Annotated in this window: 9 protein-coding genes, 1 pseudogene and 1 riboswitch; of the genes and pseudogenes, 8 read left to right on the top strand and 2 right to left on the bottom strand. The window is 37.5% G+C overall.

Annotated elements, in window-relative coordinates:
- Positions 1 to 37: 37 nt before the first annotated feature.
- Entirely contained in the window at positions 38 to 1,981 is a 1,944-nt protein-coding gene (locus tag ACWIW0_RS00955) for an ABC transporter ATP-binding protein (RefSeq protein WP_454451824.1), read from the bottom strand.
- A 178-nt stretch (positions 1,982 to 2,159) separates the two neighbouring features.
- Between ACWIW0_RS00955 and ACWIW0_RS00950 the strand changes: the two genes are divergently transcribed.
- The 4 genes and pseudogenes from ACWIW0_RS00950 to ACWIW0_RS00935 all read left to right on the top strand — a co-directional run.
- A complete protein-coding gene (locus ACWIW0_RS00950; RefSeq protein WP_454451823.1) occupies positions 2,160 to 3,038 on the top strand; it encodes an EamA family transporter in 879 nt (292 codons plus the stop codon).
- 109 nt (positions 3,039 to 3,147) lie between these two features.
- Positions 3,148 to 4,032 (top strand): NAD(+) kinase, encoded by an 885-nt coding sequence (locus tag ACWIW0_RS00945; RefSeq protein ID WP_157393920.1) that lies wholly within the window; start codon positions 3,148 to 3,150, stop codon positions 4,030 to 4,032.
- A gap of 92 nt (positions 4,033 to 4,124) precedes the next feature.
- Entirely contained in the window at positions 4,125 to 6,140 is a 2,016-nt protein-coding gene (gene uvrB, locus ACWIW0_RS00940; RefSeq protein WP_454451822.1) for an excinuclease ABC subunit UvrB, read from the top strand.
- Positions 6,141 to 6,270: 130 nt separating this feature from the next.
- A pseudogene (locus tag ACWIW0_RS00935) lies at positions 6,271 to 7,176 on the top strand (IS256 family transposase, variant Zn-binding type); the annotation flags it as partial.
- A 164-nt stretch (positions 7,177 to 7,340) separates the two neighbouring features.
- Here ACWIW0_RS00935 and ACWIW0_RS00930 read toward each other — a convergent pair.
- Positions 7,341 to 8,846 (bottom strand): Na+/H+ antiporter NhaC family protein, encoded by a 1,506-nt coding sequence (locus ACWIW0_RS00930; protein WP_454451821.1) that lies wholly within the window; start codon positions 8,844 to 8,846, stop codon positions 7,341 to 7,343.
- 134 nt (positions 8,847 to 8,980) lie between these two features.
- A riboswitch (Lysine riboswitch) is annotated at positions 8,981 to 9,161 on the bottom strand.
- Between the two features lie 210 nt (positions 9,162 to 9,371).
- Here ACWIW0_RS00930 and ACWIW0_RS00925 point away from each other — a divergent pair.
- From ACWIW0_RS00925 to ACWIW0_RS00910, 4 genes are all read left to right on the top strand, one after another.
- Positions 9,372 to 9,785 (top strand): H-NS family histone-like protein, encoded by a 414-nt coding sequence (locus ACWIW0_RS00925; protein ID WP_454451820.1) that lies wholly within the window; start codon positions 9,372 to 9,374, stop codon positions 9,783 to 9,785.
- 81 nt (positions 9,786 to 9,866) lie between these two features.
- Entirely contained in the window at positions 9,867 to 10,703 is an 837-nt protein-coding gene (purU, locus tag ACWIW0_RS00920; protein WP_157393924.1) for a formyltetrahydrofolate deformylase, read from the top strand.
- Positions 10,704 to 10,767: 64 nt separating this feature from the next.
- Positions 10,768 to 11,229, top strand: a complete 462-nt coding sequence (gene rnhA, locus ACWIW0_RS00915; RefSeq protein ID WP_157393925.1) for a ribonuclease HI — start codon at positions 10,768 to 10,770, stop codon at positions 11,227 to 11,229.
- A 230-nt stretch (positions 11,230 to 11,459) separates the two neighbouring features.
- Complete coding sequence (locus tag ACWIW0_RS00910) at positions 11,460 to 13,049, top strand: ABC transporter substrate-binding protein (RefSeq protein ID WP_454446576.1); 1,590 nt, start codon at positions 11,460 to 11,462, stop codon at positions 13,047 to 13,049.
- Positions 13,050 to 13,088: the final 39 nt, after the last annotated feature.

Here is a 13,088-nt window from a genome sequence, read left to right as displayed (position 1 = left end):
ATCCACACATTTTACGTGTGGATTGCCATTTCAGACTTCATACATTCCCATTTTTAATATTTTCCAGCTCTTCCCAGCGTTCAAATGCTTGTTCTAAGGCTTGCTCGGTATCAGCGAGTTTTTGTAGCTGTGCTTGAGTATAACTTGGATCTTGGCTAAAGAAATCGGCACTATTTACTTCTAACTGTAATGTTTCAATTTCAGCTTCAAGCTGCTCCATTTTCTCAGGCAATGCTTCCAGTTCTCGTTGGTCTTTATAAGATAGCTTCACTTTTTTTGCAGGTTCGGCTTTTGTTTTTTCAGGTTCTGTAAGCGGTGGCTTTTCAATATTTTTTTGCAAATTTTTGCTTGTATCTAACCGCTTATTCTCTAATGTGGCAAGGTAGTTAGTTTGTTGCTGTTTTGCATCGTGATAGCCACCGATGTATTTATTTAAAACGCCATTACCTTCAAAGATGTAACATTCTTCAACGGTATTATCAATAAATTGACGGTCGTGGCTTACGATCAAGAGTGTGCCTTGATAGTCGGCTAATAGTTCTTCCAATAACTCTAATGTTTCCACATCAAGATCGTTAGTCGGTTCGTCTAATATCAATAAATTATTCGGTTTGAGGAGTAATTTCGCCAACAATAAGCGGTTACGTTCACCACCAGATAATGCTTTAACAGGAGTCATTGCTCGTTTGGGTGGGAATAGAAAGTCTTGTAAATAGCCTAAAACGTGGCGTTTTACACCATTTACTTCAATATCTTGCTTACCGTCTGCAACATTATCCATAACAGTTTTTTCAGGATCGAGTTCAGCACGATATTGATCAAAATAAGCCACTTCTAATTTTGTGCCACAGCGAATAGAGCCTGATGTCGGTTGTAATTCGCCTAATAAGAGCTTAATAAAGGTTGTTTTACCACAGCCATTTGCACCAACAAGGGCAATTTTATCGCCACGCAGAATAGTCGTGCTAAAATTGCTCAATAACGTTTTACCTGCAACTTCATAGCTGGCATTTTCCACTTCAAAGACAATTTTGCCAGAACGAGCGGTCTGATCGAGCTGGATTTTTGCCGTTCCCAATACTTCTCGGCGATTTCGTCTTTCTTCTCGAAGGGCTTTTAAGGCTCTTACACGTCCTTCATTACGGGTTCGGCGAGCTTTAATACCTTGTCTGATCCAAACTTCTTCTTGGGCGAGTTTCTTATCAAACAGCTCATTTTGTAATGCTTCAACTCGCAAGTCTTCTGCTTTAGTTGTGAGATAAAGATCGTAATTGCCAGGGTAAGAAACTAATTTACCCCGATCTAAATCCACAATACGAGTTGCCATTTTGCGAATGAAAGCACGATCGTGCGAAATAAAAATAATGCTACCTTTAAAATCCAACAAGAGATTTTCTAGCCAGTTAATTGCATCAACATCTAAATGGTTGGTTGGCTCATCTAGTAGCAATACATCAGGGGTTGATACTAACGCTCTAGCAAGTGCCGCTTTACGCAACCAACCGCCCGACAATGCGGAAAGTGGAGTATCTGGGTTAAGTTCTAACAAACGGAGCGTATCTTGAATACGGTTTTCAAACTGCCAACCGTTAGCGTGTTCAAGTTGGGCTTGTACAGCAGAGAGCTTTGCCATTAAGGTATCGTTATAGTCTGTTTGCATTTCAATAGAAATATGATGATATTGCTTTAACAGATCAGCAAGATGGCTAATACCTTCCGCAACATAATCAAAAATTGTCCCTTCAGCAAAGCGTGGAGGGTCTTGCTCTAAGCGAGCTACAACAATATCTTTCTCAAAAATTAGTTTGCCGTCATCAAGCTGAATATCGCCTGCAAGAATTTTCATTAGGGTGGATTTACCAGCCCCATTACGTCCAACTAAGCAGACACGCTCGCCTGCTTCAATATGTAATTCAGTGTGATCTAACAGTGGGTGATCGCCAAAGCCTAAATAGGCATTAGAAAGGTTAATTAAAGCCATAATCTCAATATCTTATAAAAAATTTTGCAAATTTTAGCAGTTTTATGACCGCTTGTAAGCGGTGGTTTTGGAGGAAAGTTTTACAATGTAAAAAAATCAGTAGAAATTGGCTGAAAATTTCCCTTATTAAGCAGATCCGCTATACTAGGTTTACTTTCTCTATTTATAGGTAGGCGATATGTTGTGGATTTGGTTTACATTATTGGCAGCACTTGCTCAAGCAGGTAGAAATGCTTTCCAAAAGCAGTTAAGTAAAAGTGTCCCTGTTTTAGGAGTAACGTTAGCCCGTTTTTTATATGCAACACCGATTGCTTTCGGCTATTTATATTTTCTTTACCAAGTTGAACCCAGTTATGCTATACCACAATTTAGCGGGCTATTTTTTGTTTATGTACTAGGAGCAAGCCTATGCCAAATTTTAGCAACTGCGTTAATGGTACAACTCTTTCGTTTAAAGAATTACGCAATCGGCGTTGGGCTTGCTCGCAGTGAAGCGATTTTAGCGGCAATATTAGGCGTTATCTTTTTTGGAACGGAAATTAGCTATTTAGGTTGGCTTGGTGTGATAATCGGCGGAGTGGCATTATTTTTAATGATGGGAGTAACTCAACTTCGTTACCTTTCGTGGCAAACGTTATTGATCGGTATTGGTAGCGGTTTAAGTTTTGCCTTCACTTCTCTTTGGGTTCGAGAAGCTAGCTTACAGTTGAATAGCGGTTACTTACTTTCCGCAGCTTGGGTGTTGTTTGCTGTTATCAGTTTAGAAGCCTTATTACTCTTGATTTATTTAGGCTTATTTGAACGTTCGACTTTGCAAAAATTATGGCAACAGCCTAAATTTGCTATTGCAACAAGCTTATTCTCTTTTTTAGGCTCTTTTGGCTGGTTTAATGCAATGAGCTTAAATGATGTTGCGTTTGTGAAAACAGTCGGACAAATCGAAATTCTGGTAATGTTGATGATCTCTTATTTTATCTTTAAAGAACGTTTAAAATCGCAAGACCTAATTGGTATTTTTTTGATTGTTCTTGCCGCATTATTAGTGGTTTGGGGTTAAAATTGCCCGATGACTACAAGAGAGTTCACAAACAGATTTTACAAAAAGAGCAGTGCTGAATAAAATATCCGTCTAATCCTTTACGGAAGAATGTGTAGGAAAAGCAAATATGAACCGAAATCGCCCCTTTCAGACTATCGCTATTGTGGGTAAACCACGCCACGATATTGCGTTAGAAACTCACTTAGCTGTTTATAACTGGCTAAAAGAGCGACAATATAATGTCTTAGTTGAGAAAAATATTGCTCAACAACTGAGTTTACCTAATCCAATGAGCCTTCAAGAAATCGGTGAATGGGCGGATCTGGTGATTGTGATTGGCGGAGATGGCAATATGCTGGGAATGGCTCGCCAATTGGCAAAATATCAAGTGCCGCTGATTGGGATCAATCGTGGTAATCTTGGCTTTTTGACTGACATAGCCCCACAATCTGCTTTTGAACAGTTACACAGCTGTTTAGAGCGTGGCGAATTTATTATTGAAGAACGTTTTTTGCTAGATGCTAAAATTGAGCAAAACGGTAAAATTATTGAAGCGAATAACGCTTTAAATGAAGTGGTGGTACATTCTAGTCAAATTGCTAGAACCATTGACTTTGAAGTGAGTATTGATGGGAAATTTGCCTTTTCACAGCGTTCTGACGGTTTAATTATTTCAACCCCAACAGGTTCAACGGCTTATTCACTTTCGGCAGGTGGGCCTATTCTTACCCCTAATCTGAATGCGATAGCACTCGTACCAATGAGTCCGCATAGTTTATCTTCTCGCCCCCTTGTCGTTGATGGCGACAGTATTATTTCACTGCGTTTCGCTCAGTATAATCAACCTAACTTAGTGGTAAGTTGTGATAGCCAGCGTTTACTACCTTTTAGTGCTGATGAGCGTGTTATTGTGCAAAAAAGTACGGATAAATTAAAACTACTTCACCTAAAAGATTATAACTATTTCAATGTGTTAGGTTCAAAATTAGGCTGGTTAAGTAAACTCTTTTGATAAGTTAAGCGGTGAGATTGGTAAAAAATTTTACAAATCTCACCGCTTGCTTGTGATAAAATCCTATCAATTTTTCTGGGTAGGATTTTTTAATGAACAAGCAAGGCAAACCTTTTATTTTGCACTCTCCGTTTAAACCGTCAGGGGATCAGCCAACCGCAATAGCGAAATTGATTGAAGGGTTGAATGATGGTTTAGCTCATCAAACATTACTTGGTGTAACTGGTTCGGGAAAAACCTTTACGATTGCTAACGTGATTGCTAACTTAAATCGCCCTGCAATGTTACTTGCCCCAAATAAAACCCTTGCAGCTCAGCTTTATGCCGAAATGAAAGCTTTTTTCCCAGAAAATGCCGTAGAGTATTTCGTTTCATATTATGACTACTACCAGCCTGAAGCTTATGTTCCGAGTAGTGACACTTTTATTGAAAAAGATGCGTCTATCAATGAACAAATCGAGCAGATGCGATTGTCCGCAACAAAATCATTCCTAGAACGTAGAGATACCATTGTGGTGGCATCTGTTTCTGCTATTTACGGTTTGGGCGATGTTGATGCTTATATGCAGATGATGTTGCATTTGCAAGTTGGAGCTATTATCGATCAACGCACGATTTTATCTCGTTTAGCCGAATTACAATACACTCGTAACGACCAAGCCTTTCAACGTTCTACCTTTCGTGTGCGTGGTGAAGTGATTGATATTTTCCCTGCCGAATCGGATGAAGTTGCGTTACGAGTAGAATTATTTGATGATGAAATTGAGAATTTAACCTTATTTGACCCACTCACAGGGCATAGTTTAGGGCGTGTGCCACGCTATACTGTTTATCCTAAAAGCCACTATGTTACACCCAGAGAACGTATTTTAGATGCGATTGAACAGATAAAAGTGGAACTTGCTGAACGCCGAACTTATTTTATCCAAGAACATAAATTACTTGAAGAACAGCGTTTGGCTCAACGAACTCAGTTTGACATTGAAATGATGAATGAACTTGGTTATTGCTCTGGGATCGAAAACTACTCTCGATATTTATCAGGTCGAAAAGAAGGCGATCCACCACCGACACTGTTTGACTATATGCCGAGTGATGGTTTATTGATTATTGATGAAAGCCACGTTACCGTTCCACAAATTGGCGGAATGTATCGTGGAGATAGAGCAAGAAAAGAAACCCTTGTGCAATATGGCTTTCGCTTGCCTTCCGCTTTGGATAATCGACCATTACGTTTTGAAGAATTTGAACGCTTATCTCCGCAAACTATTTATGTCTCTGCGACACCAGGCCCTTATGAATTGGAGAAAAATCCAGATGTGATCGACCAAGTGGTTCGCCCAACTGGATTATTAGACCCGATTATCGAAGTTCGTCCAGTCGCAACCCAAGTTGATGATTTGCTGTCAGAAATTCATAAACGTGTTGCCGTAGATGAACGAGTATTAGTGACAACACTGACCAAAAAAATGGCGGAAGATTTAACGGATTATCTTGATGAACACGGTGTAAGAGTACGTTATTTACATAGTGATATTGATACGGTAGAGCGAGTAGAAATTATCCACGATTTACGAATGGGAATGTTTGATGTACTGGTTGGGATCAACTTGTTGCGAGAAGGTTTAGATATGCCAGAAGTTTCACTAGTGGCAATTCTTGATGCAGATAAAGAAGGCTTTTTACGTTCAGAACGTTCGCTAATTCAGACTATTGGACGTGCCGCTCGAAACTTAAACGGAAAGGCAATTCTCTATGGTGATCGCATTACTAATTCAATGCAAAAAGCGATTAGTGAAACGGAACGCCGCCGTGAAAAGCAAATGGAATATAACCAACAGAACGGCATTATACCGCAAGCTTTAAATAAGAAAGTCGGCGAGTTGCTCGATATTGGGCAAACAGATAAGCCAAAACGAGGTAAAAAAGTTGCAAAAGTCGCAGAAGATCATACCGCTTACATACCAAAATCTCGTAAAGAACTGGAAAAAGAGCTGAAATCATTAGAACAGCAAATGAAAGCCTTTGCACAAAATCTTGAATTTGAAAAAGCTGCTGCGGTGAGAGATAAGATTAACCAGTTAAAATTGGTGTTGCTTGAAATTTGAGATTGATACTAGTTGGTGTAATACAAATAAAAGGTGTAATGGACAAAAATGTGGGAAAAAAGTGTAGTTAAGCCTTATACTACAAGCCTTTAACCCACATTTTTGAAAATGAACAAAAAATTGCCCTTACTGCCAAAATACTGTTATCCATAAACACGGATTGAAAAATAATATTCAACGCTATAAATGTCCTTCCTGTAATAAAACATTTACCTTCCAAAAGAAATTAAATTATAGCGATATTTGGCAAGATTATTCGCAAGGAAAACAAACTTATAAAGAACTTGCCTTAAAATATAAATGCTCCGTTAAAACCATTCAAAGATATATTGATAAAGCTCCTAAAACAGCCTTAAAACCGCCTATTTCCACCCATTTAAATATTATTATGGATACCACTTTCTTTGGACGAGAGTTTGGTGTTTTGGTCATAATGGATAGCTCAAGTGCGAAGGTAGTTTATCATCAAATTGTGAGCACAGAACGCAATGAATATTATCAAAATGCACTGAATAGATTGAGAGAAAAAGGCTATATTATTCAATCAATTACTTGTGATGGTCGTAGAGGGTTGCTAAAGGATCTATTAGATACCCCCACTCAAATGTGCCATTTTCATATGCTTGCCATCGTGATGCGGAAATTAAGAAAAAAACATAAATCCATTGCAGGAAAAGCACTCAAAATACTTGTTAAAACACTGAGAGATAGCCGAAAAAACGAATTTTATCGCCATTTACATTATTGGTATTTAAAGCACCAAGATTATTTAAATGAACGGTCAGATAAATGTAATGAGAGGGGTTATTTTCCTTATAAACATAAAGGTTTAAGAGGGGCTTTATCTAGCTTAAAATATTATGAGAAATATTTATTTACCTTTGAAAAACATCCTGAATTTAATATAGAAAAAACGACAAATAGGCTTGAGGGATTATTTAGTGAACTAAAACGAAAATTAAATAATCACAATGGATTAAGCAAAAAACGTAAGGTTATGTTTATAAAGGATTTTTTGAATAAGAAAAGCAATTAACGATCAAAAATATAATGGAGATCCCACACTTTTGTCCACTTGAAAAGAAAATGGACAAAAATCCCACATTTTTGTCCATTACACCAAATAAAAGCGGTCAGTTTTGTGATATATCTTGTAAAAGAAAATACAAAACTGACCGCTTGTTTTATGTAGAGTTTACGTTATTTCTTCGCTTTTAGCACAATCAGTAAGATTGCCATAATCACAGCGGTTGCAACAAAACCCGTGAGTGCTGATTTTGTGAAACCTAATACTAAGTAACCAATAGCAGAAGCACTAGCAACTAATATTGCATAAGGAAGCTGTGATGTTACGTGATCCATATGGTTACATTGTGCCCCTGTGGAAGATAAAATGGTCGTGTCTGAGATTGGTGAGCAGTGATCGCCACATACCGCACCAGCCATTACCGCAGACATACAAGGAATGAGTAGTGTAGCATCTACATTTACTGCCATTCCTGCAGCAATTGGGAGCATAATACCGAATGTTCCCCAGCTTGTTCCTGTTGCAAATGCCATTACTGTTGCAAGTGCAAATAAGATTGCAGGTAAAAATGCAGGATCGATTGTGCCAGCAACCAATGTTGAGAGATAATCTCCAGTGTGCATATCTTTAACAACACTGCTGATTAACCACGCTAAAACTAAAATTGCAATAGCACCAAACATTGATTTACAGCCTAACCAAATTGCTTTTGGATAGTCTTCTGCTTTAATTAAGCCCAATGTGCAAAGAATTACTGCAATTACACCCGCAGAGCCACCAATAACTAAAGATAAATTTACATTAGTATTTTCAAACGCACCTAATAGTGAGAAGGTTTCTAAAGCCTCTGCACCTGTATAGATCATTGAGGTAACTGTTGTTACGATTAGTACTAAAATAGGTACGATTAACGCATAGACACGTCCTTTTGTTTCCACTTCCTTGTTTTCACTTTGTTGCTCAGCATTTAATGCAGCACGTTCAAAACGAGCCATTGAGCCAATATCTAAAGAGGTGTAAGAAACAATAAAGACTAAAATTAAGGCAAAAATAGCGTAGAAGTTCATTGCACTCATCGAGATAAATGCACTCATTGCGGTGTATTCGGTAATGCTATAAGTTGCAAGCAGTCCACCGATAGTTGCAATAATAGACGCCCCCCAACTTGAAACAGGCATTAGCACACACATTGGTGCTGCGGTTGAGTCTAAAATATAAGCAAGTTTTGCTCGTGATACTTTAAATTTATCAGTAACAGGGCGTGCAATAGCACCAACAGCTAAGCTATGGAAGTAGTCATCAATAAAAGTTACAAATACTAAACAAGCCGTGAGTAATTTTGCTCCACGACGATCTTTAATATGTTTTTTCGCCCAGTTAGCAAAAGCCTGATTACTGCCTGAATAGGTGAGTAGAGAAGTGAAAATACCTAATAAAAGTAAGAAAATTAGGATCTGAACTTTGCCGAAAGAAAATTCTCCATCAGCATAAACTAAAGCAACGGCAATATCTTTTAAATAACTAAATCCACCAAGAATATCGGAAGAGAGCATAAATGCCCCAACAATAATACCAACCCCTAAGGATAGTAATACTTTGCGTGTTACAATAGCTAAAATAAGGGCTAATGCCGCAGGGACAACAGACCATATCGAGCTTGAATAATCAATTAAATTCATAAAACCTCTAAAAAGATGACTTAGTAATAAATGTTATCGTCAAACAAAATAGAAGAGAAACTACTGAACACCATTATCTAAATGGTATAGAAAGAAAAGGCGGTAATATGAAAGACCATAAATAATGAACCGACCCTAACAGTAGCGCTCCGCAATAACTTATCTTAAATTATTACGACAGTGTCGTTCCTTTCGGCAACGACCCCAACCAATTACATTGACACATAATTGATTTCGGCAAATACCCCTTTCATTTTTCTTCACCGTTTTCCACTCAGAAAAAGTACTGATTGTATCTGCACCTCTACAATTTGCAGGACCGCAATAGATTACCTGAAGAATAGTGCTTTGCCAATAGTTAAATGTTAAATTTTTATTTCGTAAGAAATGGCTTTATTATACTTAATAATTATTGGAAATTTATTTATTAGATATTTACCTTTAAATAATCTTAGGTTAAGATAAAAACATTATAGAAATTTTATTCTTAATAATGTTAAATCAAATTTATTTAGGAGATAATAAATGTCTGAAGTTTTAAAAACATTATCTAATATTCGTAGTTTGCGTGTTATTGCTCGTGAAGTAACGCTTGAGCAGTTAGAAGGCTTACTTGAAAAACTCACTATCGTTGTTGAAGAAAAACGTGAAGCAGTTAAAGCACAGGAAGCAGAAGTTGCTCAACGTTTAGAAAGTTTAAACAAATATCGTGAATTATTGGCTCAAGATGGTATTTCTGCAGAAGAATTAGCATTATTATTAGGTTCATCAACAGAATTTAAAAAACGTGGACCACGCACACCTCGCCCACCACGTCCAGCAAAATATAAATATGTTGATAATGGCGTAGAAAAGACTTGGACGGGTCAAGGTAGAACACCAAGTGTGATTCAAAAAGCATTAGATGCAGGTAAATCATTAAAAGATTTTGAAATCTAATTATTCTTAGATTGAATATAAAAGAGAATTCATACAAAATGAGTTCTCTTTTTCCATTTATACATAGATAAAATTAACACAATGATTGAAAATAAAATTTTATTAACAGAATGTCCAGATGATACTGGGTTAGTCGCAAAAATAACGAATATCTGTTATAAACACCAATTAAATATTGTCAAAAATAGTGAATTTGTAGATAGCGATACTCGCCGTTTTTTTATGCGAACAGAATTACAAGGTATTTTTAACGATCAAACGTTACTAGCCGATCTGCAATTTACCTTACCAAAAGGGTCTAGCTATAAATTAGTACCACAAAAACAGAAACGAATTGTGATTTTGGTAACAAAAGAAGCACACTGTTTGGGTGATATTCTAATGAAAACGTATTACGGCGGATTAAATGTAGAAATTGCCGCAGTAATTGGTAATCACGATACGTTAAGAAGTTTGGCTGAACGTTTTGATGTGCCTTTCCACTTAGTAAGCCACGAAGGTTTAACTCGAGTAGAACACGATAAATTATTAAGCGATAAAATTGATGAATATGCACCAGATTATATTGTACTTGCAAAATATATGCGTGTATTAAATCCTGAATTTGTTGAGCGTTATCCTAATCGAGTGATCAATATTCACCACTCATTTTTACCTGCTTTCATCGGTGCGAAACCTTATCAGCAAGCCTATGAGCGTGGGGTAAAAATTATTGGTGCAACAGCACATTTTATCAATAACGAGCTAGATCAAGGGCCGATTATTATGCAAAATGTGATCAACGTTGATCATACCTATACCGCAGATGCAATGATGCGAGCAGGTCGTGATGTGGAGAAAACAGTACTAAGCCGAGCATTAGAATTAGTCTTAGCAGATCGTGTGTTTGTTTATCAAAATAAAACGATTGTGATGTAATAAGCAACGTTGTTTGATAAAAATACAGAAGAACTCACCGCTTTATTGAATCATTTAATATATAATGAAGACCGTTGAAATTTTTACTGATGGCTCTTGCCTAGGAAACCCTGGAAAAGGGGGAATAGGCGTGCTGTTACGTTATAAAAATCACGAGAAAACCTTGAGTAAAGGCTATCATTTAACCACTAATAACCGAATGGAGTTATTAGCGGTTATTGAAGCCTTATCAATGCTAAAAGAGCCTTGCCATATTCAACTATCTAGTGATAGCCAATATATGAAAAATGGTATCCAAAAATGGTTGGCAAATTGGAAAAAAAATAACTGGAAAACAAGTAATAAAACGCCAGTTAAAAACCAAGATTTATGGATATTGCTCGATCAGAAAATTCAACCTCACCAATTAGAATGGTTGTGGGTAAAAGGGCATTCTGGGCATCGTGAAAATGAAATTTGCGATCAACTTGCTCGAGAGGCTGCAAACCAGCCGACTTTAGAAGATAGCGGATACAATCCAGACTAATTGTTACTTTTCTGTTGAATTTCGTGATATAGATCACAAATGTAAACTCTCAATTAGACAATTTATTGACATACTCTTTGACAATGTTATGATGTTTTCAATCCATTTTTGTTTTGAATTTTGGTTAATTCACTCCAAAATTTGAGATTGGAAATCAAGCTCTGTGATAGTTCTTGAGTTTATGAACTTGAACATTTTTGTTTAAACACAACACCGTTAAGGAGTCTGTTATGGCTAATCACTTTGAACATAATGAATCTCGCCGTGGCTTTATGAAATTAGTTGCTGGCGTAGGTGCAGGTATCGCATTCAGTGGTACTCTTGGTTCACTTTCATCAAAAGCATACGCTGCACCAGCAGCAGGTTCAACTATTGAAGCAGGTATTGCTTACCCACTTTCAACAGGTTTTGACCCAGCGACAGCAAGTGGTGCATCTTCTTTTGCAGCAAATATGCACTTCTTTGAAGGTTTAGTTGATTTACACCCAGCAACACGCCAACCGTATCTCGCACTTGCAGCTAAAGAGCCAGAGCAAGTTGATGAAACCACTTGGCGTGTTACCTTACGCGAAGGTGCAACTTTCCACGATGGTAAACCAGTTACCACCGAAGACGTTGTTTATTCTTACCAACGTGTTTTAGATCCTGAGAAAAAATCGCTGTTCGCTCAATTTGTACCATTTATTGATTCTGTTAAAGCAGTAGATGATAAAGTAGTTGAGTTTAAACTTAAATATCCATTTGCTATCTTCAAATTACGTTTAGGTATTGTGAAAATTGTACCAAAACACGTTGTTGAAGCAGTTGGTCAAACTACATTTGATGCTAACCCAGTAGGTTCTGGTCCATATAAATTTGTATCAGCAGTAAAAGATGACCGTATCGTCTTTGCCGCTCACGAAGGTTATAACGGACCATACCCAGCGAAAGTAGAGAAAATGAGCTGGTTCTTATTATCTGATGATGCTGCTCGTGTAACAGCACAGGAATCAGGTCGTACACAAGCAATGGAAAGCGTACCGTATTTAGATGCAGAACGCTTAAAACGTAAAGGTAAAGTAGAATCTGTACAATCATTTGGTTTACTCTTCTTAATGTTTAACTGTAAGAAAGCTCCATTTGATAATCCAAAAGTACGTCAAGCATTACACTATGGTTTAGATACACAAAAACTCATTGATGTTGTGTTCTTAGGTAATGCAAAAGCAGCAACTTCTTATGTTCAAGACACTCACCCTGATTATGTAAAAGCATCTAGCCAATATGATTACGATGCGAAAAAAGCAGCTGAATTATTAAAAGAAGCAGGTGTGGATAAATTAGAATTCCAATTACTTTCAACAGACCACTCTTGGGTGAAAGAATGTGCTCCATTAGTACTAGAGTCTTGGAATAAGATCCCTGGTGTTAAAGTAACCTTACAACACTTACAATCAGGTGCATTATATGGCGGACACGTTGATAAAGGTGCATACGAAGTTGTAATGGCACCGGGGGACCCATCAGTGTTCAGTAACGACTTAGACTTACTCTTAAGCTGGTGGTATCGTGGTGATGTATGGCCGAAAAAACGTTTCGGTTGGTCAGACACTAAAGAGTATGCTCAATTACAAGAGTTACTTGATGTTGCGGTTAAAGCTAAAGAGCCAGCAGAAGCTAAAGCAGCTTGGGAAAAAGCAATTAACATTATTGCAGAGCAAGTTCCGCTTTACCCAATTGTTCACCGTAAATTACCAACGGCTTGGAGTGATAAATCACTAGATGGTTTCCAACCAATCCCAACCACTGGTCTATCATTTATTGGTGTTGGTCGTAAATAATGACCTAATTTCCCACTCTTTCGAGAGTGGGAACAAGCT

It is taken from the genome of Ursidibacter sp. B-7004-1 (genome assembly GCF_053654055.1).
The sequence above is the reverse complement of the archived record's forward strand: the minus strand, read 5'-3'. Positions and strand labels throughout refer to the sequence as shown.